Genomic DNA, 16,567 nt, shown 5'->3' with positions numbered 1-16,567 from the left:
GCTGCCGGACGTCACCGGAGCACCGGCAGCCGTAGCTGCTCCTGAACCAAAGAACGCCTCCATTTTTCAGGACACGCCGCCGCAAAGCCGGCCGGCGCCAGGAGTGATGCATGCCTTATGATCCCAAGACGATCGAACCGAAGTGGCAGGCCTATTGGGCCGACCGCAATACCTTCCGAGCGGAAATCGATCCGGCCAGACCGAAATTCTACGCACTCGACATGTTCCCATATCCTTCCGGTGCGGGCCTGCATGTCGGCCATCCCCTCGGCTATACGGCCACCGATATAACGTGCCGCTACAAACGCATGCGCGGCTTCAACGTCTTGCATCCGATGGGATGGGACAGTTTCGGCCTGCCGGCGGAGCGCCACGCGATGCGGACTGGCGTGCATCCCGATATCACGACGAAGCGCAATATCGAGACGTTTCGCGGGCAGGTGCAGAGGCTGGGCTTCTCCTATGACTGGAGTCGTGAGTTTGCCACGACCGACCCCGCCTATATGCGCTGGACGCAGTGGATCTTCCTGAAGCTGTTCGAGAAGGGCCTCGCCTATCAGGCGGAGGTCGCGGTCAACTGGTGCCCGGCCCAGAACGCGGTGCTTGCCGACGAGGAGGTCAAGGACGGGCGTTATGTCGAGACCGGCGATCCCGTCATTCGCCGCAGGATGCGCCAGTGGATGCTGCGAATCACGACCTATGCCGATCGGCTGCTGCAGGGACTGGACGGCCTCGACTGGCCCGAAAACCTGAAAACCATGCAGCGCAACTGGATCGGACGCTCCGAGGGCGCCGAAATCCGGTTTCCGCTCAAGCACGGCAAAGAGGTCATCACCGTCTTCACGACGCGCCCCGAGACCCTGTTCGGAGCAAGCTATATCGTGCTCGCGCCGGAGCATCCTGCAGTTGCCGCCATCGTCGAGCCGGAAATGCGCGAGGCGGTGGCCGCCTATATTGCCGAGGCCGAAGGACTGGAAGAGACGGTGCGGGCCGATGCCGGGCGCGAGAAGACGGGCGTCTTCACCGGCGCTTATGCGAGCAACCCTGCCAACGGAGCCCGGCTGCCGGTTTGGGTGGCCGATTACGTGCTGGCTGGCTACGGCACCGGCGCCCTGATGGCGGTGCCGGCTCATGACGCGCGCGACTACGCTTTTGCCCATGCGCACGAGCTGCCGATCATTCGCGTGATCGACAGCAAGGACGATAGCGAAAAGGCGGCTTATGAGGGCGAGGGGGCGATGGTCAACTCCGGCTTCCTGGATGGCTTGGGCTCGCCGGAGGCGAGATCCGCCACCATCGCCTGGCTGCAGGCGAACGGCGCGGGCTGGCCGAAGGTCATGTACCGCCTGCGCGACTGGCTGTTTTCCCGCCAGCGCTACTGGGGTGAGCCGATCCCGGTGCTGCATCTGGCGGATGGCTCGGTGATGCCGCTGCCCGAGGAATGCCTTCCGCTGCTGCCGCCTGAACTGGACGACTACGCTCCGACGCCGGATGGCGAACCGCCGCTTGCCCGAGCGCAGGCCTGGGTCGAAACGATCGTGCCGGGCACCGACTTTCCAGCACGGCGGGAGACCAATACGATGCCGCAATGGGCGGGTTCGTGCTGGTATTATCTCAGATTTCTCGATCCGGAGAACACCAGTGAACCCGTCGGGCGCGCGGCCGAGCGCTATTGGATGCCGGTCGATCTCTATGTCGGCGGCGCCGAGCACGCGGTTCTGCATCTGCTCTATGCCCGCTTCTGGCATAAGGTGCTCTACGACATCGGCGTCGTTTCGACGGAAGAGCCGTTCCAGCGGCTATTCAACCAAGGCATGATCCTTGCTCATTCCTACCGCGATGCGGCGGGCCGATATTGCGCGCCGTCTTCCGTCGTCGAAGAGGAGGGCAGATGGTTGGCTGGGTCGGTCGACGTGCAGCGCGCCGTCGAGAAGATGTCGAAGTCGCGCCTGAACGTTGTTAACCCCGACGATGTCGTCCATCAGTTCGGGGCCGACGCCTTGCGCCTGTACGAGATGTTCATGGGACCTCTGGACGCGGCAAAACCCTGGCAGACCGCTGGCGTGATCGGCGTGCGTCGGTTTCTGGAGCGTGCCTGGCGCATTGTCTGCGACGAGAGCGACGGATTGTCTCCAGCGGTGCTGGAGGCGGCCCCCAGCCCGCAGCTTCTGCGCTTGCGCCACCAGACGGTGAAGACCGTGACGGCGGATATCGAAGCAATTCGGTTCAACACCGCGGTTTCCCGGCTGATGGAACTGGCCAACGCACTGACGGCGGAAGCAGCGCGTCCGCGTGAAGTGGTGGAGACATTCGTGCTGTTGCTCGCACCCTTTGCGCCTCACATCGCGGAGGAGTTATGGAGCAAGCTTGGTCAAACACTGACATGGGTTTCCTGGCCAACCTTCGATCCTGCAATGATCGAGATGGAGACCCGCGAATATGTCGTGCAGATCAACGGCAAGGTTCGCCACCGCTTCGAAGCCGCCGCCGATCTCGGCGAGGCGCTGCTTGCAGCGGCGCGATCCGAACCTTCCGTCATGGCCTTGCTCGACGGCAAAACGGTGGTCAAGGAAGTTCTGGTCCCGGGGCGACTGGTGAATTTCGTCGTCGAAGACCTGTGATGATCCAAAGCGGATCGCCGGGGATTTGAGCCCGACGATCCATTCCCTCAACCGACCGCCTACCTGCCGCTCTCCGGCCAGGTCGGCTGGCTTACGCTCTGCAGCAGTTCCGGTTCGACGCCGTCGATGCGGGCGATGACGGCTTTGGCCATTTCGCGGCCGGCGTGGCGGACGTCCTCCTGGGCGGTGATGATCTCGGGGCGGATCCAGTTCAGGATCGGTACCGATTGTTTGGAGACCATGTCGAGATCGCGGCCGAGCGCCTTGCCGGCGGCTTCGATGCCGGCATTGACGGCGATTGCAGCACTGCCGGCTGAACAGACGATGCCGTCAGGTGCGTTGGCCGAGCGCATCATCACCTCGACGACGTCGCGGATGTCGGCGAGCGGGGCGTCGGTGTTGATGCGCAGCGGCACTTCCTCGGCGCCGTAATCATGCAGGCCGGTCTGGAAGCCGATGCGGATATGGGCGTAGTAAGTGAGCTTGCTCGGCGGCTGCAGCAGGGCGATGCGGCGCCGGCCGCGCTTGACCAGCTTTTCCACCGCCTTATGGGCGAAGGCCTCGTTGTCGAAATCGTGGAAGGGATGCGTGAGACCCGCATCGGTGCGCCCATGCGTGGCAAAGGGCATGCCGCGCTCGCTCAGCAGCCTTACGCGCGGATCGTCCGGCTCGATGCGTGAGATGATGACGCCGTCGGCCGAGCCGGTATCAAGGATATAGCGCACCGGCAGCATTGGGTCCTTGCTGTGCGAATGCGGCGTGATGACGATATGATAGGGCGTGCCGGATAGCACCTCGGAGATGCCGAAGACCATCTGGCTCGAGAAGCCCATGATCTCCTCGTCGATGCTGAGGACGAGGGCGATGACGTTGGTCTTGCCGGTACGGAGGCGCACACCCGCCCTGTTCGGCTGGTAGCCGAGCTGGCGGGCGACCATGCGCACGCGCTCCTTGGTTTCGGCCCCGATATCCGGCGCATCCTTCAGCGCGCGCGACACCGTCGTCACGCCAAGGCCCGTCATGAAGGCGATCGTCTTCAACGTCGGGCGCTCGCGCGCTGCCGGCGGCGATGCCGCGTTCCCGAAATTTCCCTTGTTTTCCATCCCTTTAGGCCGTCCTGCGCGAATTGGTGTCGCTTATAGAGGCTTTTTCCAGCGTCGTAAGCCCGCCGCATGCCAAAATCGCACCTCCCTGAAGAATGCAATCTGTAACGATACAGTAGAAATGTCGAGTGCTTTTTGTTGTGTGCATTGCAACATTGTACGTATAGGTTGAATCGGCAATCCGTGCTCTGTTTTATTGCGATTGCGAAGAGAGTGAATTGGAAGGCTAAATTTCTTGTGTAAAATTATTACGCAAATTCAAATTGATAAAGTGGAAACGCATGTGCGAGAACGCCCGGCCTGGTATCGTTTCACGGGGATGCAGTGCTCCTGATGCAAACAGGCAGAAGTAGCAATTCCGGTTATAGCGGAAAAATTTGCCTGCGGGCAGTTGCGTGGAGAAATCGATTGATCTAAGTTTTTCCGGCAACGTTTCAGTGAGGGAGGAGAACTCATGAAAATCCGTATAATGGCGGCCGTGCTTGCCGCTTCGGTCGCGCTTCCGTTCAGCGCCGCCAACGCCACCGATCTCGAAGTCACCCATTGGTGGACGTCCGGCGGTGAAGCCGCAGCCGTCGCCGAACTGGCTAAGGCGTTCGACGCCACCGGCAACCACTGGGTCGACGGCGCGATCGCCGGTTCCGGCGGCACTGCTCGCCCGATCATGATCAGCCGCATCACCGGCGGCGATCCCATGGGCGCAACCCAGTTCAACCATGGACGCCAGGCCGAGGAACTCGTCCAGGCCGGCCTGATGCGCGATCTGACCGACGTGGCGACCGCCGAGCACTGGAAGGACATTATTCGTCCGTCGAGCCTGCTCGATTCCTGCACCATCGACGGCAAGATCTACTGCGCTCCCGTCAACATCCACTCCTGGCAGTGGTTGTGGCTTTCGAACGCCGCCTTCAAGAAGGCCGGCGTCGAAGTTCCGAAGAACTGGGATGAGTTCGTCGCTGCGGCTCCGGCTCTCGAAAAGGCCGGCATCATTCCGCTCGCCGTCGGCGGTCAGCCGTGGCAGGCCACTGGCGCCTTCGACGTGCTGATGGTTGCGGTCGCCGGCAAGGATACCTTCAACAAGGTCTTCAAGGACAAGGATGCGGAAGTTGCTGCCGGTCCTGAAATCGCCAAGGTGTTCAAGGCGGCCGACGATGCTCGGCGTATGGCCAAAGGCAGCAACGTCCAGGATTGGAACCAGGCCACCAACCTTGTCATCACGGGCAAGGCCGGCGGCCAGATCATGGGCGACTGGGCGCAGGGCGAGTTCGCGCTGGCCGGTCAGAAGGCTGGCACGGACTATACCTGCCTGCCGGGCCTCGGCGTGAACGAGATCATCTCGACGGGTGGCGACGCTTTCTACTTCCCGCTGCTGAAGGACGAAGAAAAGTCCAAGGCGCAGGGGGTGCTTGCCAAGACCCTGCTCGATCCCAAGACCCAGGTTGCCTTCAACCTGAAGAAGGGTTCGCTGCCGGTTCGCGGTGACGTCGATCTCGCTGCCGCCAACGATTGCATGAAGAAGGGTCTCGAAATCCTTCAGAAGGGCAACGTGATCCAAGGCACCGACCAGCTGCTTTCGGCCGACAGCCAGAAGCAGAAGGAAGACCTTTTCTCCGAATTTTTCGCCAATCCTTCGATGACGCCGGAAGACGCTCAGAAGCGTTTCGCCGGGATCATCGCTTCTGCTGACTGATCAGCAGACTTGCTGCCCTTGCGGTCCGGCCCCCATGGTGCCGGACCGTTCCAGACGGTCGGTGACGGTCGGTGACGGTCAGGCGGGCGGCGGCGTATCTCTGGTATCTTCAGCAGGTTTCAGAGGTGGAGACGACAGGCGGCGCCTTGCCGTTCTGTTACTTGTCGCAGTGGCGATTGAGGAGAAGTGTTTATGACGGGTCAAGCGCGAGCAGGCCGGCCAAACAAGTTACTGCGCAATCTGAATGCCAAGATTGCGTCTATCCCGATGATCCTGACGGCGCTGGTGATCTTTGTCGGCGGCACGTTTTGGACGGTCTTTTATTCCTTCACCAATTCCAAGCTCCTTCCGCGGTTGAGCTTTGTTGGCTTCGATCAGTACGAGCGCCTCTGGGCTGCGCCGCGCTGGGTGACGGCGATCGAGAATCTGGCCGTCTACGGCATCCTCTCGCTGATCTTCAGCCTGGTCATCGGTTTCATGCTCGCCGCGCTGATGGATCAGAAAATCCGCTTCGAAAACACCTTCCGTACCATCTTTCTCTATCCCTTCGCGCTGTCCTTCATCGTGACGGGCCTCGTCTGGCAATGGGTTCTGAACCCCGATTTCGGCATTCAGGCGGTGGTGCGCTCGATGGGATGGACGAGTTTCACCTTCAATCCGCTCTATACGCCTGAAATCGTCATCTACGGCATTCTGATCGCGGCGCTGTGGCAGGGGACGGGTCTCGTCATGTGCCTGATGCTTGCCGGCCTGCGTGGGATCGACGAGGACATCTGGAAAGCGGCGCGCGTGGACGGCATTCCGATGTGGAGGACCTATCTCTTCATCGTCATCCCGATGATGCGGCCGGTCTTTATCACCACGATCGTGATCATCGCCTCCGGCATCGTCAAGGTCTACGACCTCGTGGTCGCCCAGACATCGGGCGGACCGGGCATTTCTTCGGAAGTGCCGGCGAAATATGTCTACGACTACATGTTCCAGGCGCAGAACCTGGGGCAGGGCTTTGCTGCCTCGACCATGATGCTCGTCACAGTCGCGATTATCATCGTTCCGTGGGCCTATCTGGAATTCGGCGGAGGGCGCAAGCGTGGCTGATGTAGGAACTCTCAACACCACCGCCGCCGGCATCGACGCCGTCGCGCCGAAACTCGGCGAAGGCCCCAGCGGCCCCCGGCCGCGCCCGGCGGTGTCGGCGCGCAACATCATGCTCTATGGCACACTGACGATCGCAGCGCTCTACTATCTGCTGCCGCTCTATGTGATGGTCGTGACGTCGCTGAAGGGCATGCCGGAAATCCGTCTCGGCAACATCTTTTCTCCGCCGATGGAGATCACCTTCGAGCCCTGGGTGAAAGCCTGGGCGCAGGCCTGCACCGGGCTTAACTGCGATGGCCTGTCGCGCGGCTTCTGGAATTCTGTGCGCATCACGGTGCCGTCGGTGATCATCTCGATCGCGATTGCCTCGGTGAACGGTTATGCGCTGGCAAACTGGCGCTTCAGAGGATCCGAGCTTTTCTTCTCGATCCTCATCGTCGGCGCATTTATTCCCTATCAGGTGATGATCTATCCGATCGTCATCATCCTGCGCGAAATCGGCATCTACGGCACGCTGACCGGCCTCGTCATCGTGCATTCGATCTTCGGCATGCCGATCCTGACGCTGCTCTTCCGCAACTATTTCGTGTCGCTGCCGGAGGAACTGTTCAAGGCGGCGCGTGTCGACGGGGCGGGCTTCTGGCAGATCTTCCTGCGGATCATGCTGCCGATGTCGCTGCCGATCTTCGTCGTCGCGATGATCCTGCAGGTGACCGGCATCTGGAACGACTTCCTGTTCGGCGTGGTCTTCACCCGGCCGGATACCTATCCGATGACCGTGCAGCTCAACAACATCGTCAATTCCGTCCAGGGCGTGAAGGAATACAACGTCAACATGGCGGCAACGATCCTGACGGGTCTCGTGCCGCTCATCGTCTACTTCGTGTCGGGACGGCTTTTCGTCCGCGGCATCGCCGCCGGCGCAGTGAAGGGTTGATCTCATGAATATGAATGCAAGCGTTTCCATCAAGGATCTGTCCCTGAACTTCGGTGCGGTGAGCGTGCTGAAGGATCTCAATCTCGACATCAATGACGGCGAATTCCTCGTGCTGCTCGGCTCGTCCGGCTGCGGCAAGTCGACCTTGCTGAATTGCATCGCCGGCCTGCTCGATGCCTCGGAAGGGCAGATCTTTATCAAGGGCAAGAACGTTACCTGGGAAGAGCCGAAGGACCGCGGCATCGGCATGGTGTTCCAGTCCTATGCGCTCTATCCGCAGATGACCGTCGAGAAGAACCTGTCCTTCGGTCTTCGCGTCGCCAAGGTGCCGCAGGCTGAGATCGACAAGCGGGTGGCGCGTGCCTCCGAAATCCTGCAGATTCAGCCGCTGCTGAAGCGCAAGCCGGCCGAGCTTTCCGGCGGCCAGCGCCAGCGCGTGGCGATCGGCCGGGCACTGGTGCGCGACGTCGACGTCTTCCTGTTCGACGAGCCGCTGTCCAATCTCGACGCCAAACTCCGCTCGGAGCTGCGCGTCGAGATCAAGCGCCTGCACCAGTCGCTGAAGAACACGATGATCTACGTCACCCATGACCAGATCGAGGCGCTGACGCTTGCCGACCGCATCGCCATCATGAAGAGCGGCATCATCCAGCAGCTCGACGATCCGACGACGATCTACAACAGGCCGCGCAATCTGTTCGTTGCCGGTTTCATCGGCTCGCCGTCGATGAATTTCCTGCACGGCGAGCTGATCAAATCAGGCGACGGCATTGCCTTTTCGGCCAATGGCGTCATTTTCTCGCTCGCTGACTACGACGCTGGCGAGACGCTGCAGCCCGGCCGCAAAGTGGTGCTCGGCGTTCGTCCGGAACACATCAAGGTCAACGAGAATACCGGCGGCGAAGAACATGACGCCACCGTCGATATCGAGGAGCCGATGGGCGCGGACAATCTGCTGTGGCTGAAACATGCCGGTCACACGATGTCGGTACGTGTCAACGGCGCACGCCGCTTCAACGTCGGAGCCAAGGTGAAGCTCAGCTTCGACATGACGGTCGCCTCGGTCTTCGATGCCGAAAGCGAGCTGCGTCTTTAGAAGGTTCTGCGGGCGGCGGCGAATTCGGCGAGAGGGCCTACCCCACTCTCCGTCATCCTCGGCCTTGTGCCGAGGATCCATGCCCGTTGCTGCTGGTGGATGCGGTGTGGATCCTCGGGTCAAGCCCGAGGATGACGGAGAGTGAGGCGGGCGGTAGGAGCCCTGACGAACGACAGCTACCGGACGACGACCATGCGCCGTCTCTTTCAAAAACGTAAATCGGAAACGATATCGTGACGCATCGATCAACTACTCCCAACATCGACCTTTCCGGTTCGTGGCAGCTTGCCTCCGTCGACGGCGAGATCCGCACTGCGATCATCTTGCCGGGCGATGTGCACACCGCGCTCCACCGCGCAAGCCTGATCCCCGATCCCTATTTCGGCCGCAACGAGGAAAAGGTGCAGTGGGTCGCCGAGCGCGAATGGGCAGTCGAGCGCAGCTTCACGCTTCAGGAGATCGAGGGCGACTGGTATCTCGATATCGACTATCTCGACACGGTTGCCAGCGTCCACGTCAACGGTTTTCTGGCGCTCGAAGCCGACAACAGCTTCCGCCGCTATCGTCCTGACGTTTCCAGCATGCTGAAATCAGGCGACAACAGCATCCGCATCGTCTTCGCCTCCAACGTCGCTGTCGGCGCTGCGCGACAGAAGCAGCAGCCCTTCTACATCCCCTACAGCACGGGCAACTCGCCGATCCCCGACGGCAACATGCTGCGCAAGCCGCAATGCCATTTCGGCTGGGACTGGAACATTGCCATTGCCCCGCTCGGCCTCTACGGGACGATCGCGCTGAAGAAGCTCGAAACCGCGCGCATCGAACATGTGGTCACCCGCCAGACCCACAATAACGACGGCTCGGTGGACCTCAAAGTGACGGCAACGCTGTTTTCAAAGGGGCCAGACATTGCCCAGGTCTATTTCGACCTCGACGGCGAGCGGGTGCGCCTGGATGTCGGCGTCAACGGCGAGACGCATGTCAACCACCTCTTCCATATCGACAATCCGCGCCTCTGGTGGCCCTCCGGCAGCGGCGAGCAGGCGCTCTACAGGCTTTCCGTCGAATTGCCGACTGATGAGGTGACCAAGCAGATCGGTCTTCGCACCATCGAGCTGATCACCACGCCGGATGCATCAGGCAGTCGCTTCGCCTTCGAGGTCAATGGCCGCGAGATCTTCTGCCGCGGCGCCAACTGGATACCGGCCGACGCGCTGTTTTCGCTGTCTTCGCCCGAGAAGACCGAAGACCTGCTGCAATCGGCCAAAGCCGCCAACATGAACATGATCCGCGTCTGGGGCGGCGGCTTCTACGAGCAGGATCATTTCTACGATCTCTGCGACCGGCTGGGCCTCATGGTCTGGCAGGACTTCATGTTCGCCTGCAACCTCTACCCCTCGACCGAAGACTTCCTCGACAATGTAACGATCGAGGTCGATTACCAGGTGCGCCGGCTCTCCTCGCATCCCTCGATCGTGCTCTGGTGCGGCGACAATGAGCTGGTCGGGGCGCTCACCTGGTTCGAGGAATCGAGAAAGGACCGCGACCGCTATCTCGTCTCCTATGATCGCCTTAACCGCACCATCGAGCAGGCAGTGAAACAGGCGCTGCCCGGCGCGCTCTGGTGGCCGTCGAGCCCGGCTTCCGGTTATCTCGATTTCGGCGATGCCTGGCATGCGGACGGATCCGGCGACATGCATTACTGGTCGGTCTGGCACGAGAACAAGTCGTTCGACAATTACCGCTCGGTGCGTCCACGCTTCTGCTCGGAATTCGGCTTCCAGTCCTATACCTCGCTGCCTGTGATCAGGACCTATGCCGAGGAGAAGGACATGAACGTCGCTTCCCCGGTCATGGAGCTGCACCAGAAGAATGCCGGCGGCAACGAGCGCATCGCCGGCACGATGTTCCGTTATTTCCGTTTCCCCAAGGATTTTCCGAACTTCGTCTATCTCTCCCAGATCCAGCAGGGGCTGGCGATCAAGACGGCGGTGGAATACTGGCGGTCGCTCAAACCCCATTGCATGGGCACGATCTACTGGCAGCTCAACGACACCTGGCCGGTCGCCTCCTGGTCGAGCCTCGACTATGGCGGCCGCTGGAAGGCGATGCACTATCTCGTCAAGCGCTTCTTCCAGCCGGTCGCGGTCGCGGCCATTCCTTCCGACGACGGCAAGACGATCCGTTTCTCGCTGGTCAACGACACGCTTGCCGATGTCAGTGTCGACCTTTCGATCTCGCTGCTGACGACGAAGGGCGAGCGCCGACACCTGAGAGACGTACGGGCCATATGTTCGCCGGATGCGGCCGTCACTGCCACGAGCATCGACGTTTCCGATATTCCCGAGGGAACGTTGCTTGCCTGGCGTTTCACCGCGTCGAACGGCACAGGCGGCGAGGGGCACCATGTCAACGGTACCTACAAGGCGCTGGAGCTGGAACCTACGGGGCTGACAGTCACCCACGACTATGTCGAGGAGAATGGCTCCGTCGACATAAACGTCACCGCTAGGGGACTTGCGCTTTTCGTGATGATCGAAACCGAGACCGACGGCAAATATTCCGACAACGCCTTCGATCTTGCGGCCGGCGAGAGCCGCCGCATCACCTTTACCCCGGCACGGCCGCTTGATCGTGGCGCGCTTCCGGAGTTCCGGTTCTACGACCTGTATTCCTGCCAGTCGGCGGATTGATCTTGCAAGAATGGGCACGAGGCCCAAGGAGAACATGATGACGAAACTCAGCTACCAGCTCTATAGCGCCCGCAACTTCCAGCCCTATTCGGCGATCTTCGAAAAGCTCGGCAAATCAGGTTATGCCGAAGTCGAGGGCTTCGGCGGTATCTATGCCGATCTCGACGATGCCGGGCTGAAGAGCCTTCGTGCTGAACTCGACAAGAATGGCCTGGTCATGGCGAGCGGCCATTTCAGCCCCGATTTCCTGGAGAAGGAAGTTCAGAAGTCGCTGAACATTGCCAAGATCCTCGGCATGGATTCGATCTATGCGCCGCATCTGGCGGCCGAGGAACGGCCATCCGACGCTGCCGGCTGGGCCGCCTTCGGCAAGCGCCTGCAGGAAATCAGCAAGCCTTACAAGGCTGCCGGCTACGAATTCGGCTGGCACAATCATGATTTCGAATTCTTCAAGCTGCAGGACGGCTCGCGGCCGATCGAGCACATCTTCGAAGGCGCGCCCGACATTTCCTGGGAAGCCGATATCGCCTGGGTCATCCGCGGCGGCGCCGATCCCTTCGCCTGGATCGAGAAGCTCGGACCGCGCATCACCGCCGTGCATGTCAAGGACATCGCACCGGCCGGCGAAGCGACGGATGAGAGCGGATGGGCCGATGTCGGTCACGGCAAGGTCGAGTGGGCCAGGCTGATGACAGCGTTGCGCGCCACCAAGGCCAAGCACTACGTCGTCGAACACGATAACCCGAATGACATCGACCGCAATATCAGCCGCTCGATCGCATCCTTCCAGACCTACTGAGGCTTCATCATGACCAGGGAACTTGGCGTCGGCATCATCGGATGCGGCAACATCTCCACCACCTACTTCTCGCTGGCACCGCTCTTCAAGGGGCTTAAGGTGCTGGCTTGCGCCGATATCAACGCGCAGGCGGCCGAGGCGCGCGCCAAGGAATATGGCGTCAAAGCGCAGACGATCGACGAGCTTCTCGTCAATGACGAGATCGACGTCGTCGTCAATCTGACGATCCCGGATGCGCATTTCCGGGTATCGAAGGCGATCCTCGAGGCCGGAAAACACGTCTATTCCGAAAAGCCGCTGGTGCTCTCAGTGGAAGAGGGCGAGGAGCTTCGCCGCATTGCCAAAGAAAAGAACCTTGCCGTCGGCTGCGCGCCCGACACTTTCCTCGGCGGCGCCCATCAGCTCGCCCGCAAGTTCATCGATGACGGCGGCATCGGCCGGGTGACCTCGGGCGCCTGTTACGTGATGAGCCCTGGTATGGAAATGTGGCATCCGAACCCGGACTTTTTCTTTCTGCCGGGCGGCGGCCCGATCCTCGATCTCGGCCCTTATTACATCGCCAACCTGATCAACCTGATCGGCCCGGTCAGACGTGTCGGCGGCATGACCTCGATGGCGTCGCCCACCCGCACCATCACCAGCCAGCCGCGCAACGGCGAGATCATCCCGGTCAAGACGCCGACGACGATCCAGGCGCTGCTCGAATTCGTCAACGGCGCCACCGTGACGCTGACGGCGAGTTGGGACGTGTGGTCGCATCGGCATGCCAATATGGAGCTCTACGGCACCGACGGCTCGCTCTACGTGCCGGACCCGAACTTCTTCGGCGGCACCGTTGAGGCAAGCGGCCGCGACAAGGACATCAAGCCGCTCGATGCCTGGGAGCATCCGTTCGGCAAGATCAACCAGGAAAGCCCGAACGGATCGCGCGCCAACTACCGCACCGCCGGCCTTGCCGACATGGCGATGTCGCTGATCGAGGGACGCGACGCGCGCTGCTCGCTCGACCGCACGCTGCACGGCGTCGACGTCATGACCTCGATCCTGAAATCGGGCGAGGAGGGCCGGTTCATCGACCTGACCACGACCTGCACGCAGCCGGCGGCTCTCGGCATCGAAGAAGCGCAGGCGCTTCTGAAGTAGAGAGCACGCGCGCCTTGGGCTTGCCGTATCGGCGCGCTTGTTACAATAGTTTCGTCAACCTCGGGCCTGTCCCACGGCTGTGCGGTTCGCGCCGATGGCTGCCCCTCACCCTAACCCTCTCCCCGTAAAAAAAACGGGGAGAGGGGACGTGCCAAACGCAGCGTCGAGGTTGAGGTTGAGGAAGACGGCGCGGCATGTCCCTTCGCCCCGTTTACGGGGGTCCGAAGGGCGGGTCGAGACACGTGGCTCGACCCAGGCAAAGGTGGCGGCAGCCGGATGAGAGGCAGGTGTCGGCAATCTCTTGGGCCGATAATGTCGCATGACGACCATATAGCTATTTTATCAAGGAGACATTCAGATGAGCTGGCAACCAGCCGCAGACCGCTATTCGAAAATGAAATATAACCGCACGGGCCGTTCCGGCCTGAAGCTGCCGGCCGTCTCGCTCGGCCTTTGGCACAATTTCGGCGGCGACACGCCGCATGACCGCAAAATCGACATGTGCCGCACGGCCTTCGACCTCGGCATCACCCATTTCGACCTCGCCAACAATTACGGCCCGCCTCCCGGCAGCGCCGAGACCGCCTTCGGCGAAATCATGCGCACCGAATTTGTCGGGCTTCGCGACGAGCTGATCATCTCCTCCAAGGCCGGCTACGACATGTGGCCCGGCCCTTACGGCGAATGGGGCAGCCGCAAGTATCTGATCGCCTCCTGCGACCAGAGCCTGAAGCGCATGGGCCTCGACTATGTCGACATCTTCTATTCGCACCGCTTCGACCCGGAAACGCCATTGGAAGAGACCTGTAGCGCGCTCGACCATATCGTCCGTTCCGGCCGGGCACTCTATGTCGGCATTTCCTCCTATAATTCGCAGCGCTCGCGCGAAGCTGCAAAGATCCTGAAGGATCTCGGCACGCCGTGCCTGATCCACCAGCCGAGCTATTCGATGCTCAACCGCTGGGTCGAGGACGACAGGCTGCTCGATACGCTGGATGAGGTCGGCATGGGCTCGATCGTCTTCTCGCCACTCGCCCAGGGCATGCTGACGACGAAATATCTCGGCGGCATTCCCGAAGACAGCCGAGCGGCGCAGAACCACTTTCTCAAGCGCGACTACATCCGCCCTTCAATTATCGACAATATCCGCAAGCTCAACGAGATCGCCGAAAGGCGCGGCCAGACGCTGGCGCAGATGGCGATCGCCTGGGTACTGCGCGGCGGCCGTGTGACCTCGGCTCTGATCGGCGCCAGCCGCTCGTCGCAGATCGTCGATTGCGTCAAGGCGCTCGACAATCTCGAATTCACCGTCGAGGAACTGGCTGAGATCGACGTCTATGCCCGCGAGGCCGACATCAACCTCTGGGCCAAGTCCGCCGAACGCGAATAGTCATCTCAGGCCCGGAGGCAAGTCTTCCGGGCCTTTTTCTGCTATGATCTGATGTACGTACAGCAAAGCACCGCCGGTCGGAGGAGACCCTGTCATGATCCGCAATCCCATCCTGCCCGGGTTCAATCCCGATCCGTCGATCTGCCGCGTCGGCGCGGATTATTACATCGCCACCTCGACCTTCGAATGGTATCCCGGCGTGCAGATCCACCATTCGCGCGACTTGGTGAACTGGACGCTGGTGCGCCGGCCGCTGGAGCGCAGATCGCAGCTCGACATGCGCGGCAATCCCGATAGCTGCGGCATCTGGGCGCCGTGCCTGTCCTATGCCGACGGGCAGTTCTGGCTGGTCTATACCGACGTCAAGCGCTACGACGGCAATTTCAAGGATGCGCCGAACTACATCGTCACGGCACCTACGATCGAGGCCGATTGGTCCGAGCCGGTCTATGTGAATTCCTCCGGCTTCGATCCCTCGCTCTTCCACGACGATGACGGCCGCAAGTGGTTCGTCAACATGCAGTGGAACCACCGCACCGAAAGCTATGGCGGCTCGCCGAAATCGCCGGCCTTCGACGGCATCCTGCTGCAGGAATGGGATCCGGTGGCAAAGGCGCTGAAGGGGCCGATCAAGAACATCTTCGCCGGCAGCCCGCTCGGCCTCGTCGAAGGCCCGCATCTCTTCAAGCGCAATGGCTGGTACTATCTGACCACCGCCGAGGGCGGCACCGGCTACGACCATGCCGTCACCATGGCGCGGTCGCGTAATATCGACGGGCCCTATGAGATGCATCCGAACATGCATCTCATCACCTCCAAGGATCATCCAGGCGCGGTATTACAGCGGGCAGGTCATGGCCAATATGTCGAAACGCCGGAGGGCGAGGCCTATCACACCCATCTCTGCGGCCGGCCGCTACCGCCGAAACGACGTTGCACGCTGGGGCGCGAGACATCCTTGCAGAAATGCGTCTGGCGCGACGATGACTGGCTCTATCTTGAAAACGGCACCTCGGTGCCCGATGTCGATGTGCCAGGCCTCTTTGGCGCGGCGCCGGTGGAAAAGCCGATGCGCAGCGAATACAGCTTCGATGGCGGCACGTTGCCCGCCGATTTCCAATGGCTGCGCACGCCAGAGCCCGCGCGCATCTTCAACCTGACGGATCGTCCCGGCCATCTGCGCCTGATTGCGCGCGAAAGCATCGGCTCCTGGTTCGAACAGTCGCTGGTTGCCCGCCGCCAGGAGCATCACAGTTTCCGCGCCGAGACCGTGATCGACTTCTCGCCCGACACCTATCAGCAGGTTGCGGGGCTGACGCATTACTACAACCGCCACAAATTCCACGCCGTCGCGGTGACGTTGCACGAAACACTCGGCCGCTGCGTGACGATCCTCTCCTGCAACGGCGACTACCCGAACGGCCGGCTGAGCTTTCCCGCCGACAGCGGGGTTTCGATTGCCGCCGATGGCCGCGTCCAGCTTGCCATGGAAATCCGCGAGAACGACCTGCAATTCTTCTGGCAGACCGAAGGCAAGGGCGCCTGGCAGCCGATCGGCCCGGTCCTCGACGCCGGCGTGATTTCCGACGAAGGCGGCCGCGGCGAACACGGCTCCTTCACCGGCGCTTTCGCCGGCGTGTTTGCCTTCGATACGTCGGGCCGGGCGAAGGCCGCGGATTTTGACTGGTTCAATTACGATGAGTTGTGAAGGGTGCACCCTTAGTCGCTTTCATCCACAGTGGATCATGGAAAGAGCGAGGGGCGGAGAAGAGGCACATAAAAAGAAAGCCGGCGCAGGGCCGGCTAAGACGGAACGCGGCTGGACAGGGGATACTGGCCGGTTCCAAGCATTTCGTGACTGAACAATAACTTTGACTACATGCCGAGACAGCGAAAAATGGGCGCATCGAGAACACCCGGACGGCTCCGCAAAGGGTGGGCGGCGGGGCGGATGCCGGTGCTGGCCTCGGCCCTCTTATCGGGCACGAACATCACCG

The 16,567-nt window shown here is 61.4% G+C and carries 11 protein-coding genes; 10 read left to right on the top strand and 1 reads right to left on the bottom strand.

Annotated features, from left to right (window positions below; all coding sequences use genetic code 11):
• The first annotated feature begins 110 nt into the window (after positions 1 to 110).
• Positions 111 to 2,621 carry a leucine--tRNA ligase gene (gene leuS, locus AC244Q_RS11500; RefSeq protein WP_128408015.1) on the top strand — a complete coding sequence of 837 codons (2,511 nt, stop codon included), beginning with the start codon at positions 111 to 113 and terminating at the stop codon, positions 2,619 to 2,621.
• A gap of 59 nt (positions 2,622 to 2,680) precedes the next feature.
• Here the strand turns inward: leuS and AC244Q_RS11495 are convergent, their stop codons facing one another.
• Positions 2,681 to 3,724, bottom strand: a complete 1,044-nt coding sequence (locus AC244Q_RS11495) for a LacI family transcriptional regulator (protein ID WP_113545821.1) — start codon at positions 3,722 to 3,724, stop codon at positions 2,681 to 2,683.
• Between the two features lie 454 nt (positions 3,725 to 4,178).
• On the opposite strand from AC244Q_RS11495, the gene AC244Q_RS11490 reads away from it, so the two are divergent.
• From AC244Q_RS11490 to AC244Q_RS11450, 9 genes are all read left to right on the top strand, one after another.
• Entirely contained in the window at positions 4,179 to 5,414 is a 1,236-nt protein-coding gene (locus AC244Q_RS11490; RefSeq protein WP_113545820.1) for an ABC transporter substrate-binding protein, read from the top strand.
• A 192-nt stretch (positions 5,415 to 5,606) separates the two neighbouring features.
• Positions 5,607 to 6,512, top strand: a complete 906-nt coding sequence (locus AC244Q_RS11485) for a carbohydrate ABC transporter permease (RefSeq protein ID WP_113545819.1) — start codon at positions 5,607 to 5,609, stop codon at positions 6,510 to 6,512.
• The gene (locus AC244Q_RS11480) at positions 6,505 to 7,449 is read left to right on the top strand and encodes a carbohydrate ABC transporter permease (RefSeq protein ID WP_113545818.1); all 945 of its coding nucleotides are present in this window, start codon (positions 6,505 to 6,507) and stop codon (positions 7,447 to 7,449) included. Before AC244Q_RS11485 ends, AC244Q_RS11480 begins: the two co-directional genes overlap by 8 nt.
• Positions 7,450 to 7,453: 4 nt before the next feature.
• The gene (locus AC244Q_RS11475) at positions 7,454 to 8,545 is read left to right on the top strand and encodes an ABC transporter ATP-binding protein (RefSeq protein WP_206641133.1); all 1,092 of its coding nucleotides are present in this window, start codon (positions 7,454 to 7,456) and stop codon (positions 8,543 to 8,545) included.
• A gap of 233 nt (positions 8,546 to 8,778) precedes the next feature.
• On the top strand, positions 8,779 to 11,238 hold the full coding sequence (locus tag AC244Q_RS11470) for a beta-mannosidase (RefSeq protein WP_128408014.1): 2,460 nt from the start codon (positions 8,779 to 8,781) through the stop codon (positions 11,236 to 11,238).
• Positions 11,239 to 11,275: 37 nt separating this feature from the next.
• The gene (locus AC244Q_RS11465) at positions 11,276 to 12,037 is read left to right on the top strand and encodes a sugar phosphate isomerase/epimerase family protein (RefSeq protein ID WP_017994345.1); all 762 of its coding nucleotides are present in this window, start codon (positions 11,276 to 11,278) and stop codon (positions 12,035 to 12,037) included.
• Between the two features lie 9 nt (positions 12,038 to 12,046).
• On the top strand, positions 12,047 to 13,180 hold the full coding sequence (locus AC244Q_RS11460) for a Gfo/Idh/MocA family protein (protein WP_113545816.1): 1,134 nt from the start codon (positions 12,047 to 12,049) through the stop codon (positions 13,178 to 13,180).
• A gap of 358 nt (positions 13,181 to 13,538) precedes the next feature.
• Positions 13,539 to 14,570: an L-glyceraldehyde 3-phosphate reductase gene (gene mgrA / locus AC244Q_RS11455; RefSeq protein WP_012757801.1), complete on the top strand. Its 1,032-nt coding sequence runs from the start codon at positions 13,539 to 13,541 to the stop codon at positions 14,568 to 14,570.
• 94 nt (positions 14,571 to 14,664) lie between these two features.
• Positions 14,665 to 16,278, top strand: a complete 1,614-nt coding sequence (locus AC244Q_RS11450) for a glycoside hydrolase family 43 protein (protein WP_017994343.1) — start codon at positions 14,665 to 14,667, stop codon at positions 16,276 to 16,278.
• The last annotated feature ends 289 nt before the right edge of the window (positions 16,279 to 16,567 follow it).

The organism is Rhizobium sp. CB2179 (genome assembly GCF_057653455.1).
Note: the sequence above shows the minus strand (reverse complement) of the source record. Positions and strands in the feature narration are given on the sequence as shown.

Coding starts and splice junctions, on each gene's coding strand:
- leuS (WP_128408015.1), top strand. CDS start 111: ATGCCTTATGATCCCAAGACGATCGAACCGAAGTGGCAGGCCTATTGG.
- AC244Q_RS11495 (WP_113545821.1), bottom strand. CDS start 3,724: ATGGAAAACAAGGGAAATTTCGGGAACGCGGCATCGCCGCCGGCAGCG.
- AC244Q_RS11490 (WP_113545820.1), top strand. CDS start 4,179: ATGAAAATCCGTATAATGGCGGCCGTGCTTGCCGCTTCGGTCGCGCTT.
- AC244Q_RS11485 (WP_113545819.1), top strand. CDS start 5,607: ATGACGGGTCAAGCGCGAGCAGGCCGGCCAAACAAGTTACTGCGCAAT.
- AC244Q_RS11475 (WP_206641133.1), top strand. CDS start 7,454: ATGAATATGAATGCAAGCGTTTCCATCAAGGATCTGTCCCTGAACTTC.
- AC244Q_RS11465 (WP_017994345.1), top strand. CDS start 11,276: ATGACGAAACTCAGCTACCAGCTCTATAGCGCCCGCAACTTCCAGCCC.
- AC244Q_RS11460 (WP_113545816.1), top strand. CDS start 12,047: ATGACCAGGGAACTTGGCGTCGGCATCATCGGATGCGGCAACATCTCC.
- mgrA (WP_012757801.1), top strand. CDS start 13,539: ATGAGCTGGCAACCAGCCGCAGACCGCTATTCGAAAATGAAATATAAC.
- AC244Q_RS11450 (WP_017994343.1), top strand. CDS start 14,665: ATGATCCGCAATCCCATCCTGCCCGGGTTCAATCCCGATCCGTCGATC.